Source organism: Ferroacidibacillus organovorans, from assembly GCF_001642725.1.
GTDB lineage: Bacteria > Bacillota > Bacilli > Alicyclobacillales > SLC66 > Ferroacidibacillus > Ferroacidibacillus organovorans.
On sequence record NZ_LSUQ01000025.1, the window covers coordinates 12,391 to 36,379 of the forward strand.

General features: G+C 49.5%; 25 protein-coding genes and 2 pseudogenes. 12 read left to right on the top strand and 15 right to left on the bottom strand.

What is annotated here, in order from left to right; genetic code table 11:
- Positions 1 to 123: 123 nt before the first annotated feature.
- The 12 genes and pseudogenes from AYW79_RS09080 to AYW79_RS09130 form a co-directional block, all read right to left on the bottom strand.
- Complete coding sequence (locus AYW79_RS09080) at positions 124 to 711, bottom strand: HAD family hydrolase (RefSeq protein ID WP_156481760.1); 588 nt, start codon at positions 709 to 711, stop codon at positions 124 to 126.
- Between the two features lie 329 nt (positions 712 to 1,040).
- Positions 1,041 to 1,331 carry a GNAT family N-acetyltransferase gene (locus AYW79_RS09085; RefSeq protein WP_335339610.1) on the bottom strand — a complete coding sequence of 97 codons (291 nt, stop codon included), beginning with the start codon at positions 1,329 to 1,331 and terminating at the stop codon, positions 1,041 to 1,043.
- Between the two features lie 55 nt (positions 1,332 to 1,386).
- The gene (locus AYW79_RS09090) at positions 1,387 to 1,806 is read right to left on the bottom strand and encodes a GNAT family N-acetyltransferase (RefSeq protein ID WP_067564760.1); all 420 of its coding nucleotides are present in this window, start codon (positions 1,804 to 1,806) and stop codon (positions 1,387 to 1,389) included.
- A gap of 174 nt (positions 1,807 to 1,980) precedes the next feature.
- A pseudogene (locus AYW79_RS16390) lies at positions 1,981 to 2,247 on the bottom strand (GNAT family N-acetyltransferase); the annotation flags it as partial.
- A 23-nt stretch (positions 2,248 to 2,270) separates the two neighbouring features.
- Positions 2,271 to 2,789: a GNAT family N-acetyltransferase gene (locus AYW79_RS09095; RefSeq protein ID WP_067564762.1), complete on the bottom strand. Its 519-nt coding sequence runs from the start codon at positions 2,787 to 2,789 to the stop codon at positions 2,271 to 2,273.
- A 494-nt stretch (positions 2,790 to 3,283) separates the two neighbouring features.
- Complete coding sequence (locus AYW79_RS09100; protein WP_067564764.1) at positions 3,284 to 3,877, bottom strand: histidine phosphatase family protein; 594 nt, start codon at positions 3,875 to 3,877, stop codon at positions 3,284 to 3,286.
- A 22-nt stretch (positions 3,878 to 3,899) separates the two neighbouring features.
- A pseudogene (locus AYW79_RS09105) lies at positions 3,900 to 4,073 on the bottom strand (ATP-binding cassette domain-containing protein); the annotation flags it as partial.
- Between the two features lie 13 nt (positions 4,074 to 4,086).
- Entirely contained in the window at positions 4,087 to 4,953 is an 867-nt protein-coding gene (locus AYW79_RS09110) for a pentapeptide repeat-containing protein (protein ID WP_067564768.1), read from the bottom strand.
- A gap of 14 nt (positions 4,954 to 4,967) precedes the next feature.
- Complete coding sequence (locus AYW79_RS09115; protein ID WP_067564770.1) at positions 4,968 to 5,297, bottom strand: PadR family transcriptional regulator; 330 nt, start codon at positions 5,295 to 5,297, stop codon at positions 4,968 to 4,970.
- A 225-nt stretch (positions 5,298 to 5,522) separates the two neighbouring features.
- A complete protein-coding gene (locus tag AYW79_RS09120) occupies positions 5,523 to 6,029 on the bottom strand; it encodes a hypothetical protein (protein WP_067564772.1) in 507 nt (168 codons plus the stop codon).
- A gap of 92 nt (positions 6,030 to 6,121) precedes the next feature.
- The gene (locus tag AYW79_RS09125; protein ID WP_067564774.1) at positions 6,122 to 7,837 is read right to left on the bottom strand and encodes an MFS transporter; all 1,716 of its coding nucleotides are present in this window, start codon (positions 7,835 to 7,837) and stop codon (positions 6,122 to 6,124) included.
- Positions 7,838 to 7,841: 4 nt separating this feature from the next.
- A complete protein-coding gene (locus AYW79_RS09130) occupies positions 7,842 to 8,306 on the bottom strand; it encodes a MerR family transcriptional regulator (RefSeq protein WP_179123088.1) in 465 nt (154 codons plus the stop codon).
- A gap of 113 nt (positions 8,307 to 8,419) precedes the next feature.
- Here AYW79_RS09130 and AYW79_RS09135 point away from each other — a divergent pair, with 113 nt between their 5' ends.
- From AYW79_RS09135 to AYW79_RS09155, 5 genes are all read left to right on the top strand, one after another.
- Positions 8,420 to 9,154: an MBL fold metallo-hydrolase gene (locus AYW79_RS09135; protein WP_067564778.1), complete on the top strand. Its 735-nt coding sequence runs from the start codon at positions 8,420 to 8,422 to the stop codon at positions 9,152 to 9,154.
- Between the two features lie 201 nt (positions 9,155 to 9,355).
- Positions 9,356 to 9,769: an AbrB/MazE/SpoVT family DNA-binding domain-containing protein gene (locus AYW79_RS09140; RefSeq protein WP_067564781.1), complete on the top strand. Its 414-nt coding sequence runs from the start codon at positions 9,356 to 9,358 to the stop codon at positions 9,767 to 9,769.
- Between the two features lie 8 nt (positions 9,770 to 9,777).
- On the top strand, positions 9,778 to 10,074 hold the full coding sequence (locus tag AYW79_RS09145; RefSeq protein WP_269449024.1) for a type II toxin-antitoxin system RelE/ParE family toxin: 297 nt from the start codon (positions 9,778 to 9,780) through the stop codon (positions 10,072 to 10,074).
- Positions 10,075 to 10,209: 135 nt separating this feature from the next.
- Positions 10,210 to 10,620 carry an NUDIX hydrolase gene (locus tag AYW79_RS09150; protein ID WP_067564783.1) on the top strand — a complete coding sequence of 137 codons (411 nt, stop codon included), beginning with the start codon at positions 10,210 to 10,212 and terminating at the stop codon, positions 10,618 to 10,620.
- An 85-nt stretch (positions 10,621 to 10,705) separates the two neighbouring features.
- Positions 10,706 to 12,100: a dipeptidase gene (locus AYW79_RS09155; protein ID WP_067564784.1), complete on the top strand. Its 1,395-nt coding sequence runs from the start codon at positions 10,706 to 10,708 to the stop codon at positions 12,098 to 12,100.
- Position 12,101: 1 nt separating this feature from the next.
- Here AYW79_RS09155 and AYW79_RS09160 read toward each other — a convergent pair whose 3' ends face one another.
- From AYW79_RS09160 to AYW79_RS09170, 3 genes are read right to left on the bottom strand one after another with little or no spacing between them, the layout of a single operon-like run.
- Positions 12,102 to 13,304, bottom strand: coding sequence for an MFS transporter (locus AYW79_RS09160; protein ID WP_067952686.1), 1,203 nt, complete (start codon positions 13,302 to 13,304; stop codon positions 12,102 to 12,104).
- Positions 13,301 to 14,125 (bottom strand): Cof-type HAD-IIB family hydrolase, encoded by an 825-nt coding sequence (locus AYW79_RS09165; RefSeq protein ID WP_067564785.1) that lies wholly within the window; start codon positions 14,123 to 14,125, stop codon positions 13,301 to 13,303. The genes AYW79_RS09160 and AYW79_RS09165 overlap by 4 nt, the downstream gene beginning before the upstream one ends.
- Complete coding sequence (locus AYW79_RS09170) at positions 14,122 to 14,901, bottom strand: DeoR/GlpR family DNA-binding transcription regulator (protein WP_231877737.1); 780 nt, start codon at positions 14,899 to 14,901, stop codon at positions 14,122 to 14,124. Before AYW79_RS09170 ends, AYW79_RS09165 begins: the two co-directional genes overlap by 4 nt.
- Before the next feature lie 338 nt (positions 14,902 to 15,239).
- Here AYW79_RS09170 and AYW79_RS09175 point away from each other — a divergent pair, with 338 nt between their 5' ends.
- The 7 genes from AYW79_RS09175 to kdpA form a co-directional block, all read left to right on the top strand.
- Complete coding sequence (locus AYW79_RS09175; RefSeq protein ID WP_418251488.1) at positions 15,240 to 16,826, top strand: spore germination protein; 1,587 nt, start codon at positions 15,240 to 15,242, stop codon at positions 16,824 to 16,826.
- A 26-nt stretch (positions 16,827 to 16,852) separates the two neighbouring features.
- Positions 16,853 to 18,010 (top strand): GerAB/ArcD/ProY family transporter, encoded by a 1,158-nt coding sequence (locus AYW79_RS09180; RefSeq protein ID WP_079290649.1) that lies wholly within the window; start codon positions 16,853 to 16,855, stop codon positions 18,008 to 18,010.
- Entirely contained in the window at positions 18,003 to 19,202 is a 1,200-nt protein-coding gene (locus AYW79_RS09185; RefSeq protein ID WP_067564788.1) for a Ger(x)C family spore germination protein, read from the top strand. The genes AYW79_RS09180 and AYW79_RS09185 overlap by 8 nt, the downstream gene beginning before the upstream one ends.
- A gap of 567 nt (positions 19,203 to 19,769) precedes the next feature.
- Positions 19,770 to 21,353, top strand: a complete 1,584-nt coding sequence (locus AYW79_RS09195; RefSeq protein WP_082806585.1) for a DUF4118 domain-containing protein — start codon at positions 19,770 to 19,772, stop codon at positions 21,351 to 21,353.
- A 38-nt stretch (positions 21,354 to 21,391) separates the two neighbouring features.
- The gene (locus AYW79_RS09200) at positions 21,392 to 22,108 is read left to right on the top strand and encodes a response regulator (protein WP_067564790.1); all 717 of its coding nucleotides are present in this window, start codon (positions 21,392 to 21,394) and stop codon (positions 22,106 to 22,108) included.
- 232 nt (positions 22,109 to 22,340) lie between these two features.
- Entirely contained in the window at positions 22,341 to 22,418 is a 78-nt protein-coding gene (locus tag AYW79_RS16395; RefSeq protein WP_079290753.1) for a potassium-transporting ATPase subunit F, read from the top strand.
- Positions 22,419 to 22,434: 16 nt separating this feature from the next.
- Positions 22,435 to 23,989: potassium-transporting ATPase subunit KdpA (gene kdpA, locus AYW79_RS09205; RefSeq protein WP_067564791.1), on the top strand; the 1,555-nt coding region annotated here is incomplete at its 3' end.

Consider the following 23,989-nt stretch of genomic DNA (forward strand, 5'->3'; position numbering starts at 1 on the left):
AACATCATGATGATAATTTTCTTCAGCATAACTGCCCAAGTGCGACACAACCTTTGCGTACCTCGAACTGCATAATCATAAAAGACCAGACGAGACATCATTCTTCATACGATCCTACGCCCGTTATCCGAATAACAAAAGCTCTACTTGTGGTATCCACGTTCCGAATTCATCTGCTTGTAAGGTCATCCATCCCAATTCAATGGCCGGTATGAAGTTTTTCTCTTGGTCATCAACGAATAAAACAATCTGTTCCGCATCAAGTTTATTTGCCAATACGTCATATATCTCACGGTGCGGTTTGCAACACCCTACGTCACTGGATATGGTAAAAGTTCTTATGTATTTGCGTACAGTGGCCAAGGGTTTCATAAGCCATTCGGTACGATGGTTACTTAATAGATGGATGTCTGCTATCTCGCTCCATCTTGCCAAATGGTTCAAAGCTGGCAATGGTTGAAGGCTTGATTGTAAAGAGTCTTTGGCGTTGTTCAAGTTGACAGTTGGGAATGTCACACATAGCCGATTCCAAAATTCTTCTTCCGTAAATGCACCAGTCCATAACTGTTCTCGAACGTTGACCTTAAAATCCGAGACTAGGTCTTCATACGAAATACTTGCGCTATCTGATAACAGTTGCCAAAATAGGGGTGACATATTGGTAATCAGCACTCCCGCAATATCTAGAACGAGTTGTGGCTTATTGCCCAAAACCTCGCCTCCCATCCCATTATCTCAGCATGATTTCATATCGCCATTACGAACTGAAGATTCCTGCCCGAATGCACATGAGTCATCGCGGTGACACTCTGCATAATCACGCGCTGGTCAAGCGATGGTGATATTGCTTTTTTCCACACCTGAAAGCTGAAGGACAACAGGGGTAAATTTGCATCTATTTGTGTATCTAAGATTACGGTAAGGATCGATCAGGTTTTCCTTCGAATGATCCAGGCATTTTCCGCTTTATCAAAACCAACCGTCGGATAATATGTCATTGCCGTAGGGGCAGACAATAACAATAGCGATACTTGGTCAGATCATCGTAACTGTGTTTGACGAATCAGTTCTTTTCCGACACCACACCGTTGATAATCCTTGTCAACGGCCAAATCGGACAAGTAACAACAAAAGCAGAAATCAGTCAGTGAACGAGCCATTCCGACTAATTTTGCTCCGTCCCAAGCTGTGATGATAAGGTTTCCGTGATCGATCATCTTTTGTATACGTTCCACATCAGCCGTCGGTCGATTGATTCCAGAGCGTTTGAAAACATCCGCGACCTCTTCTCCAGTTATTGGTGCATTGAAGTGATATTCGATCGAAGACAATTTCAATCCTCCTCTTTTTACCACACAACAATCATTCAACGCGCTGTGGATTCGCTCATTCGAGGTATTCCTCCGATCGAATGGGATTCAAATAGCGGGCCATGGATGTCTTAGCTTTCTTTAATCCCACACTCCGATAAAAATCTTCGTTCCCTGTCGTAGAAATGAGATGGACGCATGAAATGTCTTGCAAATGCTGAAGGAGGTCGTTCATGATCAATCTTCCGATGCCCATGCCTTGGTAATTTGAATGGACCACAACGTCATAGATGGCTGCATTAAAAACGCCGTCGGATAGCGCCCGGCCAAAGCCGATGACACGATCATTGTCCATCGCGAGGGTGACATGCGTGCTGGCGTTGAAAATTTTCGTGATGATGTCTGCGTTATGTGTCATCCAGCCGACGGATGCATAGACGTCTTGCAGTTCCTCCGGGTTGACGGAAGGGAAGTCATTGTGTAGCTTGATGTTCAATCGTAACCCTCCGTTTCGCACAATGCGGGATGATGGAACCGTTCAGAACTGCTTTTATGGCATTAAGAATACGAGGGAATGCTGTATTTTGTCGTATTATCTATGATTATTTATACAATTCGATTGGTTTGCTTTCTTGAACATCAGCTCCCTTTAGAGACAGAAGAGAGTGAATTACAGCAATGCTTTAGTGAAAAGTATCTCCAACGGTTTGCTGTGCAACAATAAACAACCTGCGTCTCGATACCCTAACTTTCTATAGAAGTGCTGAGCATCTTCATTCGACAATGTTGATGTCATCACGAGATCAAAACCTTTTTGTTTCATTTCATTTTCCCAGCAGAGAACAGCTTGCTACTCCACGCCGTTTCCTCGATGCTTCTCGTCAACCCAAATCATGTTTATGAATGGTGTGTTGTCCCAAAAGTGCCCATACCTAATGTTTAAGAACACGACATATCAATTTACAAATCGATCCAAAATCGTAGTAGAACATTTCCGTTTTCTTCAAAGTAGCTTGTATCCTGAATCCCACCATTGTTTCGTATTGTCTTTTCAGAGCCTGTATTATCCTTATGGCAAATGACTAAAACTTTTTCTATGCCTAACTCACTTGCCTTTAGCAATGACAGAGCTAATAGCTTTGTAGCGTACCCTTTTCGTCTCTCAGAAGGTCGAATGCCATACCCAATGTGACCGAAAGTCGTAAGACTGTGACGGATATTTACTGACCCGACAACCTTTCGGGAGTCAGTTATCAACCAGTATGTTGAAGAAGGTATCCCTCCATCGGGCAAATACTCTACTTTCTCGTTATTTAACAAGGATTTAATCATCTTGTGAAAATCTGCAGGGTCTTTGGAAATCACCCATGGTGCCATACCTTCCAACTCTTCACCACCATTTACCCACTCCTCATAGAAGGAGATATACTCATTTTGTAAGTCAATAGACGGTCTGCATAGATGTACATTCTCCCCCATTGTTCAACCCCCAGAAAGTTTTTCCATAACCAGTTAATATCCGAAAACCAATTCCCGATATAATCCCAATATAATTGATTAGATTGTTATTTGGAGATAACCTCCTGTTAGTTCCAGAACAGTCAGATTGATCTTGTACATGATTATACACCGAAGTAATTCGTTGGGGGCGACCTCTGTCGTGTTCAAACACTGTTGCCAAAATCGTGTAGGCTTACTTAGAAAGCGGACGCGATAGTACACACGGTGTCCGTCTATAAGAAAAATTAAAAGTACATGGGTAAAATGATTTTTTGATCCAAAAGAAGCCTCGAGGATGTTAAGTTGACGATGATACTGAAAACGATTTTCTGGGGAATCAGGAGATTTGCAAGTGAAGATTATTCGTTGCATCTCTATCTGTGCGGATTATTTTTTAAGTTAAAAATTAATAATTTTTTTGGTTAATATTGAATTTTAGGTGACCTCTCTTATGATTTAACTCTCCCGTTTGTTCAATTAGATTCAGAAATAGTTTTATCACCAAATGTCCCGATTTTTTCTATCCCGTTGATATTCTCATTTTTGAAGCTGAGTTTGTAGATGTCAGGCTTGGGCAAGTGTCGAAAGAAGTTAAAGTCAAATCGGGAGTCGTAGTGGTGCATGATGATTGTCATGATACCTCCATGAATCCCAATTGCCACTCGTTTACCGTTATGTTTTTGAAGTACTTCGTTCATTGCACTAATTCCACGTCGTTCAACGTCTCTAATCGATTCACCACCTGGGAGTGCAAATTCAGGTTCTATAAAACTTCTCTCGATGGCTTCTAAAGGGTCGGTGACAATGTAATCGGATTGTGCAAATTTCCGTTCTCGAAACCGTTCGTCCAAGTCGATTGTCACCCCAAGCCTGGTGGCTGTACCTTTGATCGTTTGAATTGCCCTTACGTATGGACTCGAACAAACCATTTGAATACGTTCTTTCATTAGCAATTCTGTCACAGTCAATGCATCGATACGTCCACGTTCAGAGAGCGTACGTGTCTCTTCGTCTCCAGAGGAATAATCCGAATCAGCATGACGCACAAGATAGATTTCAGTTATCACTTCAAGCACTCTCCTTTTCTCGGTCTTGCCTAAGTAGCGTGGATAAAATTTTTAAAATGGTTGTTTTTCCCGCGCCGTTTGAGCCAAGCAGAGCGAAAATACTGCCCTGTTTCACTTCGAAATCTACACCGTTCAAGACATGGAGCTGTTTGTAGGACTTCTGAAGTCCTTTCACTTGGATTGCCAAGTCTTGCATACTTTGCACACCCTTAGATAACCGTGACGTTTGATAGATCGCATCCTATGCCTTTAAGCGAAGCAAAGGTCAACTTATCCAACATCGCTCCGTCAAAGCAGATGGTTTTGATGGCACGGTAGTATTTTTTGGACCAGGTAAATCCGGAAAGGAAGGATACGTTTCTTAATGTCGCACCTCGAAACGAAACGTCGTTCAGTGCAGATTTATCAAACTTGACACCGATGAAGGTTTGCCCGTCAAGACACATGCCTCGCAGATCGGAATACTTGAAATCAACGCCATGAAAGATGCAATTCTCAAAGGTCGTTTTTCTGAGGTCAGTCATGGTCAATTTGGCATCAGTCAGTTTAACATCGATGAACATTGCGCCTTTCAAACTTGACATGCTCACGTTTGTACGTACGAAAACGGATTTGCGGAAGCTTGCATCCGTAAGGTCAGAGGTGGAAAAGCTACAGTCAGTTAGATTTGCTCTGTCAAAATTGGCTTCTCGCACATCGCTGGCTTCAAATGAGCTACTGGTCAAGTCTGCGCCAGCAAAATTGGCACCGCGCAACGCGCTCGCTTTGAATTTTCCTTTGTGAGCGCTCACGCCCGCAAAGTCACTCTCTTTCAGATTGCTCGCGCTGAAATTTATCAGCACCTGACGCTCCAGTGAGTGGGAGAGGTTGGCGACCTCCTGTACCGTTTGCTCAATGTCGCCAATGCTGTCAAGGGTCATTTCAAAAGCTGTATCATCATCCTTGCCTTCGGCTTTGAGTTCACGAAAGCGCTCCTGCAAATCGGAGAGTAGGTCAGCCTTTAGTTCGGTAACGCTTTTTATTCCATCGTAGGGCGCGAATAAATCGTTTAAATAGTTCGTCAGTTTATCATGCATAACGTCAAATCTCCTTACAATAAGATGTCGAGCACGCGTTTTGCGTACTCCCAATTGTTTTTGTTGCTGGCGTAAGTAGCCCTACCCTTTTCGGTTATCCGAAAGTACTTGCGCCGTCCCCCCTGAGATTCATCGCCCCAATACCACTCGATGTCACCATCTGCCTCCAGCCGCCGGACGCTTGAGTACATCGTAGCTTCTTTCAACTCATACTCACCATCTGAACGCTCGGCAATCCGTTTGACAATTTCGTAGCCATAGCGGTCAGCTTCGGATAAGAGTCGCAAAATCATCGTATCGGTGTGTCCTCGCAGCAGGTCAGATGTGATTTTATTCTCACTCATATCGTCACCTCGACATCGGCATCATACATCACATTACTATATCAGTCAATATACTTTGTTAGCTGTTTTACAGTGCGTAATTTAAACGGCGTCGTTTTATAACTAAAACAAAACCCGTTATTCCGCTGACGAAAATCAGCAGAATAACGGGTTTTGGGGGTGTTTTCAGCATGTAGGCGGAGAATTTTTACTTGGCGACAAGATTTCGACTCTGGTTTGTCTCCATTACATCGTGTGAATTGCTTTTTTAACTCGATAAACTCGGCCTCGTATGACGAAACAGTAAATAACACCTAGGAGTGCCCCTGATATGCCTTGAATCGATGGGTAAAGATAAGACGGAAATGGAACATGAAATCCATTTTTGCTAATGATCAGGAAACCTAAGATTACAAAAAGTAACGTGTTCATTGAGAATTTCATTCTTCGATCGATTTCTTCACATGCTTCGAGAGCGACGGATGGTTGTTTCAATCCATTTTCAGCATCTCCCGCTAGAATGAATTCGACCAATGCAGGGTTATATTTTTTCGATACATGAAGTGTTGATAATCTATGAAAAAATCTTCGGGTTGGGAATGTTTGGATCGTCAAACTTAAAAACCATGTGATTAGAAATAGTGCAAAGAAGATTAGGCCGATGTAGCCAACGTGCCAAATGCCGGAACCCATGAGACCCAGAAACGCAGTACCGATCATGCCATCGGATAGTATGTTAACTGCCCCCATCAAACGCTGATCCCCCATACCCTCGCAGGGCAAAATTATGATTTACTTTAATATTACCACAAAAGTAAAAATTCTCCGCGCAGTGCGGAGAATTTTTACTTGGACTCAGTGGACGATTCGCTCTCGCGGTGGATATAGCGCTTGCCGCGAAAGAGAGAGACGACGGCGGCGATGAGGGACATGATGAGCGAGACGGTGAAGGCGAGTACGAGACCGTGCATGAAGGGCTGCGCGATCAAGGTCGGAAAGAACCGCTGACCGACGACGATGCTCGCTTGGCTCGCTGGCATGTGCTGGAGAATTCCGAATTGCTGTAGGAGGTTTTGCAAAGGGTTATAACCGAGCAGCGCCGCAAAGAGCGAGGCGGTTGGCGGCAAATGGGAGATTTGCACGGCGCCGGCAAGAGGGACGCCATGGCGTGTAAGTCCCGTCAGCATGGCGTGCGGCAACTTCTGTGCGAGTCCGGCAATCATGACGGAAAAGAAGAGTCCCATGCTGAGCATGGAGCCGGCGTTTGTGAAGGTGGAGCGCATCCCTGATCCGACGCCGCGATACTGCGGCGGGAGTGAATTCATGATGGCGGCGCTGTTCGGTGACGCGAAAAGACCCATGCCGGCGCCGATTATGAAAAGATACGTAAAAAACATCCACGGATTGAAATCCACAGGGAGTGTGGCCATCAGGAAAAATCCGAGGGCGGTAAGCACCATTCCAGAGGTGGCGAAGATGCGCGCGCCAAAGCGATCGGAGAGTATCCCGCTGACAGGGCCTGCGACGAGAAAGCCGATCATCTGCGGGAGGGTGTAGAGTCCCGCGATCAGCGGCGTTCGCGCGTAGGAGATGCCGTGCAGTGGGAGGTAGATCCCCTGCAGCCAGATGATGAGCATGAATTGAAGGCCTCCGCGCGCCAGTGATGCGAGCAGTCCGCTCAGGTTTCCTGCAGTAAATGGCCAGATCTTGAAGAGTTTCAGATTGAAAAGCGGTTGCTCAGTGACGTGTTCGATGAGGACGAAAAGGCCGAGCATAAGCACGCCGCCGATCAGCCCTGTGAGCACCCAAGGGTTGGTCCAGCCCATCGTGTGATGGTTGTAGGGCATGATGCCGTAGGTGAGGCCGAGCATGATACCGAGAAGACCGAGCGTGAGCGTGATGTTGCCCCAGATGTCCAGGTGCTGTTTTGCCGCTTTCTTGTTGACTTCTTTGAGCGCGATGTAAGCCCACACGGTGCCCAAGAGCCCGACGGGGACGTTTACGAGAAAGATAAAGCGCCAGTTGCCCGTCGCGGCGAGTGCCCCGCCGATCAAAAGGCCGATGATCCCGCCGCCAACCGCGGCGACTTGGTTTAGTCCGAGCGCCAAACCGCGCTGGTTCTCGGGAAAGGCGTCCGTCAGGATGGCGGCGCCGTTTGCAAAGAGAAAACCGCCGCCGATGCCTTGAATGATGCGAAAGATGATCAGTTCGACTTCCCCCGCCGTCCCTTTGCTCCAGGTGAGCGCTGCGAGCACGGAGCCGATGGTGAAAATGAGAAATCCCATATTGTAAAGGCGCACGCGGCCAAACATGTCAGACAGGCGACCGAACAGCACGAGCAATACGGTGGTCGCGATGTTGAAGCCGAGCAGCACCCAGAGCAGGAGCCCAGTTTGATTGCTGGCGAGTGGGTTGACCTTTAGTCCATTGAAGATCACGGGGAGCGCGATGATCAGGATAGACTGATTGATCGTCGCCATCAAGACGCCAAGCGTCGTGTTGGATAAAGCGATCCACTTATAGTGGGGGCTCGCGGTCTTTGGTGTGGCGTCAGGCGACATCAGGTTATTCTCCTTCAGTTTCATTTTTGCGAAACCCATTCTCGCGAAAATAGAGGGATTTTTGCAGACGCTCTTGATAACGGTCGCGCATTGCAGTCACGCTTTCTATTTTTTCATCCATTTTTTCAATCAGTTGACGGAGCACCTCGATATAGCGATCGGTGTATTCCAGTTGTCTTTCGTGATCCTGCCTGTTCTGATGGAACGATTGTCGCAACGCATCGAGTGCCTGCTCGGCGTCGAGAATCTCGCGAATCTCTTGAAGCGAAACGCCTAAATTCTCTTTCAATCGAAGAATCTGCTGTAAGCGTTCCACCGTCTTCTGGTCATAGAGGCGGTGCCCGCCGCTGGTTCTTGAACTGGGCGCGATCAACCCGACTTCTTCGTAATAGCGAAGTGTGCGCGGGGTTAGAGGAAGTTGGCGAAGGACGGCTTCAACAGTCAATTCACCAGGTTCTTGTTCTGTCACGGTCATCACCGGCCTTGAGTGGAGTTGCAAGAAGCACCTAAGACACGATAGTATACAAATACGCACCTGACGTCAACGTTAGGTTTCGCGAAAACAAATCTTTGGGGTGAATCATGAGAATCGCAGACGGTGTTGAAATGTTGGAGCTTGAAATGGTATTTGCGGGTAACGCGAGCGTGATTCATCCTACGCTTCTTTATGATGACAAACACGCAGTTTTGGTTGACGTGGGTGTGCCGGGACAACTGCACGCCATTCGCGCAGCGGTCGAGAAGGCGGGTGTCCCTTTTGAGCGCATTGACGCGGTGATTCTCACCCATCAGGACATCGATCACGTCGGCAGTATCGAAGCGGTTCTAGGCGAGCTTGGTCAGTCCGTGGCGGTGTACGCGCACGCCGAAGATAAGCCGTACATTGAAGGGGACAAACCGTCGATCAAGATGACCCCTGAGCGCGTGGCGCAGATGCTCGCGCGCCTGCCGGAAGACGCGCGCAAGCAGGCGGAGGCGATGTTTCTCCATCCGCCAAAGGCGAAGGTGACAAATGTTGTGGCGGACGGCGAGATTTTGCCGTTTTTTGGCGGGGTACAGGTGGTGTTTACACCGGGGCACACACCGGGGCACATCGCGCTCTATCATCTTCCGAGCAAGACGCTCATTGCGGGGGATTCTACGGTGGGTCGCGAAGGGAAGCTGCTCGGACCGAGTGCCCAAGCGACCCCGGATATGCCGATGGCGTTGGCGTCTCTAAAGAAGTTTACAGCGCTCGATGTTGCACAGGTGATCTGCTATCACGGCGGACTGTGCGACGATCATGTGAATGAACAGTTTCGCGATTTGACGAAGTGAGTTGATACATGATGCGGCTGTTCGCGAAGTGAGTTGAAAGGATTCTTGGGGTGGAGACGAAGGGGCGTCTCCACCCTTTTTCGATCTGCTACATTCTTGAGGTTTATCGTCTAATCTTGACATAGTAGTGTATCATGATTACTAAGAAACCTGTTTTCTGTGTAAATGGAAAATCATATTCTGATTAAGGAGGCATACAATATGGAAACCCTATTGACGAAAGGACATACCGTGGAGGGGAAGTATTTGGATGCAAAACCCAAGGTTATCAGCGTCTCGAAAAGCCGCCAGATTACCTTGCCGATACAGTATTATCGCGAGCTTGGCATTCATGATGAAGTAGAATGTCTGTTGCGAAATGACGAAATTGTCATTCGACCAGTTCGACGTGGGGATGATTTCTCAGAAGAGATCCTCAAGGATTTGATTCAACAGGGATACAACGGGGAGGCGTTGTTAACAGAATTTCAGCGATTGCGCGATGGGATTCGTCCGGCAGTAAAACGAATGGTAGATGAGGCACATCAAGCTGCAAAAGATAGGATGGATAGCCGTTCTCCAGAGGAACAGCTTATCGAATTGTTTCGCGACGACAGCGTCGAACAGGGGGACTGATTTCCCTGATCCCCTTTTTTCACCGACCTCCTTTTGAACGATACATCAAAAAACTAGTTGAAAAACCCTTGAAAAATCTTTTTCAGGAAGCGGTTATGGATATTCTCACTAATCCCTATTGTGGACAAATTAAAGTTGGAGATTTACAGGGTTTTTGGGGATATGACATTCAGTACAAAGGTATAAATTATGAAATTGCCTATGTCATCATAGAAAATGATGACGGTTCACCACAGTCCGTTGTCTTTTATATGGCTGGAACACGCGAGAATTTTTGGAACGAAATTAAAAGATACTTACGATAGTACGCATCTTGAAGTTTGGTCAGGAAATTGACATATGCCCAAATATTGTATCCTATTCATCGATTTACCAGTTTGGATGAAGCTGCGTGTAATCATGGGGACAGGTTAGATGTTCGTAGGGGGGAATCCATATCCATGTCTGATCTGCCGAAGCATTATGTGTCAGCAGCCGTCGTCGTGATGAATGAACAGAGTGAAATGTTGCTCATCAAGGGACCGCGCAGAGGTTGGGAACCACCGGGCGGCGTTGTTGAGATGGGTGAATCGATACGCGATGCAGCCGTTCGCGAAGTGAAGGAAGAATCCGGGTTTGACATCGAAATCACATCTTTTTGCGGAATCTATCAACACTTGACGAACGGCGTAGTGAACACCTTGTGGCTGGGAAAGCTGATTGGCGGGACGCCGCAAACATCGGATGAGAGCTTGGCGGTCGGCTTTTTTCCAGTGGATCGCGCGCTGGGCATGGTCACATGGAGTAATTTCCGCGAACGCATCGAACAAACCTTAGAAAAGCGTGCCCATCCCTTTTTTGTCGCTTATTGATCCAATATTCGCGATGCTGTGATGAGATTAGCGATCATTGAAAATGAATTGAATCCTGTCTTGCGTGTGAAAGGCGGTCGCCCGAATGGAAAACTGGAAGTCATTTCTCGAAGCCAATCAAGAGTCGTTTCTCGCAGATTTGATAGACTTTCTTCGCATTCCAAGCATCTCAACACTACCTGAGTATCAAGCCGAGGTTAAGCGTGCAGCCGAGTGGCTCGCATCCCGCATGGAATCAGCCGGGTTAGAGCATGTCGAAGTGCTCGCAACAGATGGGCATCCGATCGTTTATGGCGACTGGCTACACGCAGAGAACGCGCCGACGCTTCTGCTCTATGGACACTATGATGTGCAGCCGGTTGATCCGCTTGAATTGTGGACGACGCCGCCGTTTGCGCCGGATCTTCGCGAGGGTCGGCTTTTTGCGCGCGGCGCAAGCGATATGAAAGGCAATGTCCTGGTGATGATCCACGCGATAGAGGCGCACCTGCGTACAACAGGTAAACTCCCTGTCAATCTGAAAGTTGTGATTGAAGGGGAAGAGGAAATCGGAAGCCGCTCGCTACCAAAATGGCTTGCGGAGCATCGCGACAAGATCGCGTGTGACATCGCGGCGAGCGCTGACTCTGCGCAACTCGCGCTTCAAATTCCCACGCTCATTGTGGGGGCAAAAGGAATGTGCGGCTTCCAGATGGATGTGAAGACGGCGGAGAGTGACCTGCACTCTGGGCTGGCAGGGGGCGTTGTCCACAACGCGCTTCACGTCGCAGCACAGATTGTTTCGTCGATGCATGATGAGTCCCGACGCGTGACGGTGGCAGGATTCTATGATGACGTCGCGCTCCCCGCGCCTGACGAGCGCGCCATGTGCGCCCGCATGCCGCTTGGCGAAGATGACTTTCGCCGATCGATCGGCGTGAACCAATTGATCAGCGAACCTGGGTTTACTCCGATGGAGTCGACGTGGTTTCGCCCGACATTAGAAGTCAATGGCATGTGGGGAGGATTTCAGGGCGAGGGTACAAAGACGATTATTCCCTGCGTCGCGCACGTAAAAATCACATGTCGACTGGTGGCCCATCAACAACCCGCGAAGATCATCGAGTTGCTCAAGGCGCATCTTGCGCGTGTGACGCCATCTGGCGTGGAGGTGCATGTGACACCGCTATTTGATATGGCGGACCCTTATCTCCTGCCGGAGGATCACCCCGCGACGAAGGCGGCGGATGCTGCGCTTCAGGATGTGATGGGGGGACACCCGATGCACATGCGAATGGGTGCAACCGTGCCGATTCTTGGCATGCTCAAAGAACTGCTGGGTGTGGAAGTGTTGTCGCTTGGCTTTTCCGGGATTCGCGACGGCATGCACGCGCCGAACGAGTCGCTCGACCTCTCTTTTTATCGCGTGGGGGCGCACGTTTACGCGCGACTTTTTGAAACGCTTGCGACGTTGCGCGGCAGCTTGCACAGCTCAGACTGAATCATGAACTGAAGTGAGGTTCATCGCTCGCGACAGGATGCAAGCGGTTTTCCTCCATGCGCATGATCACGATGAGCATCGCAAAGAGGAGCAGTGCGAATCCTGTAAGATTCCACAAATTGATCCGAATGGATTCGTGATCCATGAGCCACCCAAAGAGTGCGGGCATGAGCGCGCCGCCGAGGCCGGCAAACAGTGTGACAAGGGTTGTGACGCGCTGGTTTTGCCCCGGAAAAGCGTGATTGGCAAAGACCATGATGATGACAAAAATACCTGACATGCTCAGCCCGAGAAGAAATACGAAGATGACGTCTGCCCACGGGTTTTGAATAAGCGCCAAGAGTGCGAACAAGACCATGGTGGCGCCAATGCTGATGAGAAGAAAGCGCGAGTAGGGCACGCGGCGTATGACGCGCCCGGTAAGCGCGCGACCGATGACCATGGCGATCCAGAAAAGGGTGACCGTTAAGGTGGCCACGCTCGTTTTGATATGGATGTAGGAAATAAAGATCGACGGGAGGAAGTTGTTCATACAGGATTCGAGCCCGACGTAGAGAAAAATCATGCCGACAAACACGGAGATGAGCAGAGTTTTAGCGCCTGCCCCTTGAACGGTGAGCGCTGCGCTGTGGGCGTCGCGCGGGCCAACGTGCGTGTCATGTTGCGCGTTGATCGGGATGAACATCCAGGCTAGGCTCAGTACGAGCGAGATGATTCCAACGAGATAGAAGCCGAGATTCCAGTGGTGCCACGCGATGAATCCGCTGACGGCGAGCGGCATGATGAGCGATCCTGCGCCAAAGGTCACCTCCATCCGACTCATGACGACGGCGCGCCGACCTGCAAACCACTCCATGAGAGATGCCACGATCGTATTTTGCGTGCAGGCGAGGCCGAAGCCGTTCATTAGACAGGTGACGATAATGATAGGCATGGGGGGGAGCATGGCCGTGACGATCTGCGCGATGGCGATACACAGGCTCGCCAAGACCAGCGTGTGTCGGTAGCCGATGCGGCGCACGATGAGCGAAGACACCCCGACGCCGAGTAAGAAGCCGAAGAATTGCAGAAAGATGAGTTGTCCGCCCAGTGTGTACGAGACCCCGTAGTGCCTTAAGAAAACTACAAAGACGGACCCGAGTGACTCATTGGAGAGGCCATTCATAAGGTACATCCACGACGCCAATTGTACAAATCCGTTCAAGCGTTTCTCTCCTTGTGCGCGAATTCTGCGGTGCAGTCCCGGTTGTAATGGTTCACAAAAGCACAGACGTCTGCCACGGAAGCGGTGACGTGGCGCGCCGCTTTCAAGACGGCGGGATCACTGTGAGACATGGCAAAGCTGTGCGGTGTCACCTCAAACATCGCGAGGTCATTAAACGAATCGCCGATGCAAACCATTTCTTCGCTTTGGATGTTGCGATGCTCGATCAGCGAGCGTAGGCCGACGCCTTTTGACACATGGCCTGGAATCACATCCAGACAGTCCCTATCTGCAATGACTGCGTGAAGCGCATTTGGAAAGCGTTCGAGGAGATGCGTGCGGAGTTTGTGAAGTGTGTCCAAATCCCCAAAAAAGCCGAACTTGCATGGCAGGGTACCCTGTTCAAACAGGCGCTCCATCTCGGCACATTCACGAACAGGCATGAACATGCGGTCTCTCAAAGCTTGTGTGCTTTTGAGTGGCGGGATGTAGATTTGGTTGTCCGTGCAACTGACCGTGTAGGGGAGCGAACCGTTCGCTGCGAAGGAGAGCAACTGGCGTGCAAGTGTTAGATCAAAGCTCGCAGACGCAAGGAGACGCTCGTTGTGATCATAAACAAACGAACCATTTTGACTGACGCGATGGCAAGGGATGTCAAGACGTTTCGCGACCTCTTGCAGTTCAGGGTCCATGCGGCCAGATGCTAGACCAATTTCGATTCCTTGCTGGTGCGCTTGGCGCAGTGCAGCTACGTCGTTTTCACGGATTGCATCATCGATCCATAGCGTGCCATCCACGTCGCTTACAATCAGTCGAATCATGAGCGATCCTCCTTGACCACGATCACGTGAACTTCAGATTCATCGAGTGCGCGCTGAAGCTCAACGCCTGGTTCCTGATCGGTAACCAAGATGTCAATCGCCACCAAATCGGAAATCTTATGGAACAGACGCTTTCCGAATTTCGTGTGATCCGCGAGGACGATCACTTGGTCGGCGTGTCGGATCATTTCGCGTTTAACGACGCCATCTTCTTCATGCGGATACGACAGCCCATCCCCAGTGATTCCGCAAGCCCCGAGAAACAGCTTGTCGACGTGGTACTCGGAGAGCTTTTCGAGTGTCGAGGCACCGTGTAAAAAACGGTGTGCACCATTTAAAACCCCACCCAAAACATGCACGGTGACGTTCTCTTTTTCTGACAAGATGCTCGCGGCGTCGATCGCGTTTGTCACAACGGTCACGTTTCGCGCCGTCAAGCATTCTGCAACAAACTGTACGGTTGTCGATGCGTCCAGGATGATGAATTCGCCGTCTGAAACGAGGGAAGCGGCGGCTCGTCCGATCTCTAATTTACCGAGTGATTCACGGTTCAGGCGCTCTTTATAGCCGTAAACCTCTTTTGACAAGCTTGGCAGCATCAGGCCGCCGCGTGTTCGCACAACCTGTGTGGTTTCTGCAAGTTTCACAACGTCCCTGCGCGCTGTGTCGCGGGAGACATCGTAAAGCTCACAGATCGTTTGGAGTGTCACGCGGTGATGTTGATTCAGGTAACTCAGGATATGGACAAGTCGCTCCTCTTGACTAAGTGATTTCAAGCGAAACACCTCCATGTGTAAGGATTATAAGTAAATATTTGAAAAAACGTCAAGGTAATTTAAGTGATTATGCGTGTTTTTTAAGCAAAGCGAAGGTAAGTGTTTGACCGTGATGTTATTTCGATTGGTAAAAGGATAGAAGTGGACGGGTTGGAAACCCTAACTGCACGTCGTACTGTCAGGTGATTCTTGTGTTTTTGAGAATGAAATATAAAAAAAGAGCGCAACAGAAAAAAACGCTTGCACCCCAAAATCATGATGAGAATCTTGTAAATCGTCAAGAAAACCGCATAAAAAACGAAAAAAGTGGAGATTCACAAAAACCGTCTGAATTTTTCCTGCACAGTGTATTTACCAAAGAATTAGAGCCCAATCTTGCACTGTTTGAGAATGCATTAGGATCAAACATGGATTTGTTGATTCGCAGATTTACCATCGAGTTGAATGATGACTTGATCTCCTGCGGGCTCGTTCACTTGGATGGCTCCTCTTCAAAGACGGATATCAATGATATTCTGGCCGCTCTGATGTTTACGATAGACCAGAGCCAGCAGCGAGGAACCTCCGCATTTCGCGTCATCTATTCGCAGTGCATACCGTACGCGGATGTTGCGATCAAAAACTCCCCGCGGGAAGCAGCCGATTGGATCATCGCTGGAAACTCCATCCTCTTCCTCGACGGATACGAAAGAGTCATAGGGCTGAGTACCCAGGCTTTTAAAGAGCGCGCCGTAGAACAATCGCAAACAGAACAAGTGATCCAAGGTTCGCGAGAAGCGTTTATCGAATCGATCGGCACGAATGTTTCTTTAATTCGCAAGCGCATGCGGTCGACCGATTTAAAGGTGCATAAGATTCAAATCGGGGAAGAGACGGCTACGAATGTCGCATTCTGTTATCTAGAGGGGATCGCGAATGAAGCGTTGGTAAACGAAGTTAAAAAGAGACTCGAGGTGGTGAAAACAGATTCTCTCTATGGGTCGGGGTATCTTGAACAGTTTATTGAGGATAGCCCATTTTCGCCTTTTCCTCAGGTACAAAATACGGAACGCCCGGACAAAGCGGTGGCTTCCATTCTTGAAGGGCGTGTGGCGATCTTGGTGGATGGCTCTCCCTTTTGTCTGATCGTTCCAGCGGTTTTCTCTCAATTTTATCAGACGACGGAAGACTACGATACGCGGTTTCTCATGGCCAGTTTGATTCGCGCCATTCGTTTGATTTCATTGTTGTTTGCGCTGATCTTCCCTTCGGTCTATGTCTCTTTGATTGAATACAATCCGGAAATGATCCCAACCAAATTTGCCGTCGCGGTGGCGGGTGGCCGCGCGGGCGTTCCATTTCCCGCTATTGTAGAGATTTTTGGACTTGAGATTATCATGGAAATTCTGCGTGAAGCGACGATTCGACTTCCGCAACAAATTGGCGGGGCGCTTTCGATTGTAGGCGTTCTCGTGATCGGTGAGGCTGCTGTGAACGCAGGATTTGTCAGCCCCATTACGGTGGTTGTCGTATCGCTCACCACGATTGGTTCATTTGCGACACCCGCCTATAATGCGGCCATTGCGCTGCGCATGTTGCGATTTCCTCTTATGATTATATCGGGAATCTTCGGACTGTATGGCGTGATGGTGGGCATTATTTTAATTACAAATCATTTGATTAAGTTGGAGTCCTTCGGTGTGCCTTACTTGAGTCCGCTCCTGCCTGGGAATAAATTCGGATTTTTTGATTCGATCATCAGAGCGCCCGTATGGATGATGTCCAAACGACCAGAACAATTGCAAACAGGGAAAGCGACACGCATAAAGGTCAATCAGGAAACCCTAAAAAACCAAAAAGGGCGTCCGCTAGCTCCTCAATACCAAAATATTTCTGAGAATTCCTCTACATCTTCAACGCCAAATGATGAATCAAATCAACCATAAATCACCTCATGTTAGGCGGTTAGCGTATGACAGATCAAAGGAACAACAGTAGTCAGTCAATGAAACAAGAAAGTGAGAAACCGAAAGAAGCGTCTGTGATTCAATTAGCGATGTCGATCGGGACCGCGATCATTGGGGTGGGTTTGTTAGCGTTTCCGAGAATCACGGTGAATTATGTCATGACGGCCGCACCCGCGGCGACCGCGATGGCCGTACTCTTTGTGCTTGGCATTGGAATACTTGTCGCGTACCTCGGAAGCCAATATCCTCAGCTTACGATGTTTGAATACGGGGATCAGTTGCTCGGTAAATGGGTGGGGTGCATCATCCATGCGCTGCTGAGTTTTTACTATCTTGAGCTGGCTGCTCTCGCTACACGCGAGTTCGGGGAAGTGGTGGTAACGTCCGTTTTGCAACGTACACCCGTCGAAGTAACGGTGCTGACGATGCTCATTCTCGCAGCGATTGCATCACGAAATAATGTTTTTGTCGTCATACGGATTCTCACGTATTACATGCCATGGGTGTACTTTCCAGTTATCGTCATTGTGTTGCTAACGCTCAAAGGAGGGAATGAACTAAACCTTCAGCCGTGGTTTCACATCACCCACCCTATGAGTTTACTAAAAGCTGTTTTGACAATTTCGGCGCTGTTTCAAAACATCCTGATCGCAGGAATGTTTATTCCATACATGATTCATCCAGAGCGAGCGTGGAAGGGCATTTTGATTGGCGTGGGTGGGGCGGGCTCACTCTATGTCATCTTAATGCTCGCAACGCTTGGGGTGTTTGGAACTGAGGAGATCAAACACATTCTCTGGCCGACACTTGATTTGGCAAAAACCGCGTCACTGCCCGTATTTTTTATTGAGAGGCTGGATCCGATCTTTGTCGCGGTCTGGGTGACCGCTGTTTTTACAGGGATCCTCTCCTCATACTATTGTTCAATCCGCGGCATGGCGCACGTTTTTCAACTTTATGACCATCGGAGCATGTCGATCTTTATCTTTCCCGTGATTTTTGTAATGTCTCTCTTGCCGAAAAACATCGCCAATCTATACACGATTGTTGAGATTGTCGGCCAATTCGGCATTATCCTCACGATGGGCTACCCTGTTCTCCTTGTACTCATTCACCTCTTGAAAAAGGTACTTAAAAAAAAGAAGGTTTTGCGTCATGCGTAAATGGATTCGTTCCTCTGCGTTGATTGCTGTGTTGGTGGGTGGGGCGTCCCTGCTAACAGGTTGCTGGGACCGATTGGAGATTGAAGAGCGGGGAACCATTCTTGGGATTGCCATCGATCCTGTGAATGACGAGCCTCCAAAAAATATTACGGGTCCCCATGCGCGTGGTGTAGGGTACAGAATCAGTGCGCAAATTGCGATTCCTGGACGCATTCCCCTCGGCCCGACGGCGGGAGGCGGCGGTAAAACAGAGCAACCTGTCTGGATTTTAAGCGCGACAGGAAAAACGGTGGATGACGCGATGGAGCGTTTGCAAGAAGATTTGGCAGACCGAATTTTTATTGGTCAAATGCGCATCATCATTGTCAATGAACAGATTGCTAGAACCACAGGTATGCTTGCGCTGCAGGATTATTTTCGGCGTAATGCAGAAACGCGCAGATTGATATGGATGATCATTAGTCACGGAGATGCAAAACAAGTGCTGCAAGCTTCTCCTAAGCTAGAACGCGTTCCCACACTTTATTTGGTTGGAACGATGGAACACGCGGTAACGCTTGGGAAAATTCCAAATGTATTTTTAGGAAACTATTGGTCAACCTTGTCATCGTTTGGCCGCGAGCCTATTCTCCCTTTTATCACCGGCGAAGATAACCGGATTTATTTGGATGGATTAGCCTTATTCCATGGCGATAAAATGGTGGGGACGCTTAACACACTTCAAGTGGCTCCGTATATGGAGTTGACCAACCAAAAGCAAGCGGGCTACGGTTATTCTGTTCCTCTTCCTGATGAACCCAATCAAAGCGCCACGCTTAAAGGCACCATTAGACACACGATCATCAAGTTGAAAATGAAACAGAACAAACCATTTTTTGATATCTATGTGATCATCAACGGGAACGTCCATGAGTTGACATCCTCAAGACATCAGCTAAGCAGTACGCTGATGGAAAAACTGTCTATTGAATCGGCACAATTTTTGCAAGATGGTCAGGTCAAATTTATAAAGAGAATGAAGCGGTTGGGGATTGATCCAATCGGATTGGGCGAGTATGTTCGCGCTCAGTATCCGGTCTATTGGAGTCATATCGAGACGAGAAATCGCTGGGATCAGGTATTCGCCAAAGATGCAACCATCCGTCTACACAATACATTCAATGTCGTTCGCTCCGGTCTTGCCCCACATTAAGTGATTGCGGACATGATCTGAATGAACGCGATGAGTAGAAAACCCCCAATCACATAAAATAAGGAAGCAAATTTCATAAAGCGAAGCTCGTATTTGGAGGGCTTCGGACGTGGCGTTGTTCGCGAAGGTTGTCGTCCAGCAGAAGGAGAGGCTGTCTTGAAATAGGTTTCATTTGAGTCATCTGATGGGTGTTGGTTCTGAGGGGATGTTTCCTTCTCGCTTTTCTTTAATGGTCTATAATCCACGAAATACGTGATCAGTCCACAGAGTAAGAAGATCAATCCAATCATTGGGATATCACTTGTTATTAAAATTTGAAGTAAAATATTTATGGAAGATCCCCCGCATTCAAGGTGGAATTTTATGCGTTTACTTCGTGACTCGAGTAAATCACGGATAGAATGCCCAATTGCGCTCTTCCCATGCTGATCTTGATGAACGGTGCATGGTGGAGGCGGCAAACTTCTAGGGTGGCAAAAGCATGCTACTGTCGAGTCGAGTGAACCTTTGCTATGATGATAGGAAGGCAATCTCCGCTCGACTCGATTGAAAGACAAGGAGCATGACATGAGTGAATCGCCCGTGAAACCTTGGTTAAGCTTAAGCACTCCGTATTCTGGTCGGCAAGGACAGGGGAGCGAAAAACAGCGCCGCAGTACATGGCGCTCGGATCGCTCCGTGTACCACTACGTGTTTGTGCTCGTGCTCCTTGGCGTGCTCACGTTGATTTTGTGGAATGTTGGGTGGCTTTTCAATCGTGTCAACATCGCGATGCTCTATCTTTTGCCTGTCCTATACAGCGCGCTGCGTTTTGGGCGGGGGCCAGCTTTTTTTGCGGCGAGCCTCGGCGTGGTTTTGTTCGACTTTTTCTTCGTTCCGCCTGTGCTGAACTTCTCCGTGAGCGATTTTCGCTACCTGATCTCTTTCAATGTGTTTCTCATGGTCGCAGGGCTTACGGCAACCCTCGCCTCTCGTCTGCGGGCTCAGTTGAAAGAAGCGACAAGGCGCGAAGAGCAAACGTCGATCTTGTATCGCATCAGCCGTCAGATGGTGTCGCTCACCGACCTCGCATCGATGATTGCGACACTCGAACAGCAGGTCTCAAACGCCCTGCACATGCCGGTTGTGATCGTGTTGCCACAGGCAGACGGGCGAATGGTCGTTGAAAAAACGGCAGATCACGCGTGGCTGAATGAATTGGATCAGACGTTTGCGTCGTGGGCGTTTCATCACGGACAAATGTGCGGTCGCGGAACAGAGTATTTTAAAGAAGCGGCGGGACTCTACCTGCCGCTCAAAACGGAGGCGAACGTGTACGGCGTTCTCTGTATTCATATCGGTTTGTCAGTTCCGTCGCTTGACCTTGAGCGAATGACACTCGTTGAGGCGCTCTCAAGCCTTGCGGCCATTTCGATCGCCCGCTTCAAACTCGAAGAAGAGGCGAAAGTGGCCCATCTCGCGGCAGAGTCCGAGCGCTTGCGAACGGTGTTGCTCGACTCGATCTCTCACGAACTGCGCACGCCACTGGCCTCGATCATTGGCGCGGCGACAGGCATTCTCGAAGGCGAAGGCGTTCTTGACGTGGCGGATCATCGTGAGCTGATCGCGACCCTTCGCGCAGAAGCTGTTCGCATGAATCGCCTGGTGACAAACCTGTTGAACATGGTGCGTCTTGAGAGCGGCATGATGCGCTTGCGCAAGCAGTGGTGTGACATCGAGGATCTGATCGGCGTGGCGCTACACCAACTGCGCGAATCCCTGGCGGAGCGCGAAGTGACCGTCGATCTTCCGGATGACCTGCCGGGCGTACACGTTGACAGTGTCTTGATTGAGCATGTGCTGGTCAATGTGTTGAGCAATGCGATCAAATATTCCCCTGAGAAAAGTGAAATTGCGCTTCACGCATACGTTGTCGATCACACGATGCGTGTCGCCATCAAGGATCAAGGCATGGGCATCGCGACAGAAGAGCGCGCGCGGATCTTTGAGAAGTTCTATCGTTCTCCGCGCAATAAGCACATCACGGGCACGGGACTTGGACTTGCCATCTGCAAAGGCATCGCGCTCGCCCACGGTGGGAACATCTGGGTTGAAGCCGCAGATTCTTCAGGCAGCACGCTGGTCTTGAGTCTGCCGCTCACTTCGCGGTAAGATAAGAGTCTCACGAGGAACGGAAGGATGGTCACAGCTTGACGGCCCACGGTGCGCGAATCCTCGTCATTGATGACGAGAAGTCGATTCGCAGGCTTTTAAAAGTCAATCTCCAGGCGCATGGCTACGCGATGTTTGAGAGCGAGTCAGGCGCTGATGGCATTCTCAAAGCGAGTGAGATGCGCCCGGATTTGATCATCCTTGATCTCGGACTCCCAGATGTGGAGGGCCATCAGGTGCTCAAGCAAATCCGCGAATGGTCCCGCGTTCCGATCATCGTGCTCACGGTGCGCGAGGATGTGGAAGAAAAGATCGCGGCGCTCGATCAGGGGGCGGATGATTTTGTCACAAAGCCGTTTGCACTCGGCGAACTTCTCGCCCGCATCCGCGTGTGGCTTCGCCATATTCCAAAACAAGAAGAGCCTGTTCTCACGTTTGGCGACCTCACGGTCGATCTCGCGCAGCGCTTGGTGCTGCATCATCAGCAACCGGTGAAACTCACACCGATCGAGTATGATCTTTTAAAGGTCTTGGTTCGCCACGCGGGGCGGGTGATGACTCACCGACAGCTCTTGCAGGAGGTTTGGGGAAACTATAACGTGGATGAATCAAGTCACTATTTGCGCATCTATATCGGTCATTTGCGAAAGAAACTAGAGAGAGATCCAGCGCGTCCCTCTCTCATTCTCACAGAACCGGGCGTCGGGTATCGCTTTATCGTCGCGTATGAAGAAGAAACAAATGCCAAAGACTAAACGCGTTTCGCGATGAAACGCGTTTTTTACGGTTTTTTTACACGGGAGACGAATATCTTTACGGCATATTTACGTGTCGCAAAGCTACAATGACGAAAGGTTTGTTTGTGTTGAGTGGATGGTGGAGGTGGTTAATTTGGGAGATCTAATCTCTCTTTTGCTCTATGTCGCGGTCTTTTCTCTTTTTTTATGGCTATTTCGCATTTTTGACAGGACGTAAGGAGGAACCGGGATGTGGGTCTTGTTGTTTGTCGCGGCGATCGTCATGGTCTATCTGACGTATGTGATTTTTCACCCAGAAAAGTTCTAAGAGGGAGCGACACGTTGTGACGGTTGCAGGTTCGATTGGCATTGTCGTCATCATAGGGCTCATTGTCGCGCTGAGCGTCCCGCTTGGCGTGTATCTGTTTCGCACGTTTGCCAAACAGCAAAAAGCGTCCGAAGGATGGGCTGCACCTTTTGAAAAGGTGCTCTATCGGTTGGTGGGGGTAAACCCTTCCGTCCAGATGGATTGGAAGGCGTATTTGCGTGCGCTGATGCTGGTCAATTTCACCATGATGATTTTTGTCTATGTGATCTTTCGCCTACAAGGGGTGCTACCGCTAAACCCGGACCACATCCCCGGCATGAGTTGGGATCTGGCGTTTAACACGGCGGCTAGCTTCATCACGAATACGAACTGGCAGAATTACGCGGGTGAGAACGCGATGTCGTATCTCGGGCAAATGCTCGCAATTACATATCTGCAATTCACCTCGGCGGCCACCGGGTTTGTCGCAGCCATCGCATTCCTGCGCGCGCTGATCTCTAACCGCGGCGAATCGCTGGGGAATTTTTGGATGGATTTCATCAAGATTCACACGCGCCTGCTTTTGCCCCTATCCATCGTTCTCGCGGTGGTGTTTGTGGGACTTGGGATTCCTGATACCCTGATGGGCGCGCAAGTGGCGCACACGCTGTCCGGCGGCACGCAGATCATCTCGCGCGGACCCGTGGCGTCGCTCGAAGCGATCAAGCAACTCGGCACCAACGGCGGCGGTTTTTTTAATGCGAACTCCGCGCATCCGTTTGAAGACCCGTCCGCATTCACGGGCGTCCTTGAGATGATCGCGATGGGCGTGATCTCGGCGAGCCTTCTGACACTGTTCGGGCTGATGATCAAAAATCGCCGCCAGGCGGTCGTGCTCTACGTGTTTTTGACGGCGATCTTGTTGATCGGGGCGTTTGTGATCTACGCAAATGAGACCGGGGGCAACCCGCTTCTCGCGCACGCGCTTGGCATCAAGGGCCCCAACATGGAAGGCAAAGAAATGCGTTTTGGTGAGGCGCTCAGCAGCGCGTTTACGGCGATCACCACAGCGTTTACGACGGGTGCTGTCAACACGATGCACGACAGTCTCACACCGCTTGGCGGGCTGGTGCCACTGCTTTTCATGATGTTCAACGTCATCTTTGGCGGCAAAGGCGTGGGGCTGTTGAACATCCTCATGTTCCTGATCATCTCTGTGTTTCTCTCCGGCTTGATGGTTGGGCGCACCCCTGAGATCTTTGGCAAAAAAATCGAGGCGCGCGAGATTAAGCTGGCGATGATCGCGATGCTTGTGCACCCGTTTATCATCTTATTTCCAACGGCGCTCGCACTTTCGCTGAAGGCGGGGACGTCATCGATTCTCAATCCGGGACTGCACGGTTTGACGGAGGTACTGTACGCGTATTCTTCGACGGCTGCCAACAACGGCTCGGCGTTTGCGGGACTCAGCGGAAACACCGTGTTTTACAATGTCTCGCTCGGACTCGTGATGTTGCTTGGGCGCTATGTCTCCTTGATTGCGATGTTTGCGATCGCGGGGTCGCTCGCCAAAAAGCCGGTCATTCCAGAAA

Bases quoted from the DNA above. Each gene is read 5' to 3' on its own strand.
- AYW79_RS09150 (WP_067564783.1), top strand. From the start codon at position 10,210: ATGTCTGATCTGCCGAAGCATTATGTGTCAGCAGCCGTCGTCGTGATG.
- AYW79_RS09195 (WP_082806585.1), top strand. From the start codon at position 19,770: ATGAGTGAATCGCCCGTGAAACCTTGGTTAAGCTTAAGCACTCCGTAT.
- AYW79_RS09155 (WP_067564784.1), top strand. From the start codon at position 10,706: ATGGAAAACTGGAAGTCATTTCTCGAAGCCAATCAAGAGTCGTTTCTC.
- AYW79_RS09125 (WP_067564774.1), bottom strand. From the start codon at position 7,837: ATGTCGCCTGACGCCACACCAAAGACCGCGAGCCCCCACTATAAGTGG.
- AYW79_RS09140 (WP_067564781.1), top strand. From the start codon at position 9,356: ATGGAAACCCTATTGACGAAAGGACATACCGTGGAGGGGAAGTATTTG.
- AYW79_RS09135 (WP_067564778.1), top strand. From the start codon at position 8,420: ATGAGAATCGCAGACGGTGTTGAAATGTTGGAGCTTGAAATGGTATTT.
- AYW79_RS09110 (WP_067564768.1), bottom strand. From the start codon at position 4,953: ATGCATGATAAACTGACGAACTATTTAAACGATTTATTCGCGCCCTAC.
- AYW79_RS09180 (WP_079290649.1), top strand. From the start codon at position 16,853: ATGACAGATCAAAGGAACAACAGTAGTCAGTCAATGAAACAAGAAAGT.
- AYW79_RS09165 (WP_067564785.1), bottom strand. From the start codon at position 14,125: ATGATTCGACTGATTGTAAGCGACGTGGATGGCACGCTATGGATCGAT.
- AYW79_RS09185 (WP_067564788.1), top strand. From the start codon at position 18,003: ATGCGTAAATGGATTCGTTCCTCTGCGTTGATTGCTGTGTTGGTGGGT.
- AYW79_RS09115 (WP_067564770.1), bottom strand. From the start codon at position 5,297: ATGAGTGAGAATAAAATCACATCTGACCTGCTGCGAGGACACACCGAT.
- AYW79_RS16395 (WP_079290753.1), top strand. From the start codon at position 22,341: ATGTGGGTCTTGTTGTTTGTCGCGGCGATCGTCATGGTCTATCTGACG.
- AYW79_RS09095 (WP_067564762.1), bottom strand. From the start codon at position 2,789: ATGGGGGAGAATGTACATCTATGCAGACCGTCTATTGACTTACAAAAT.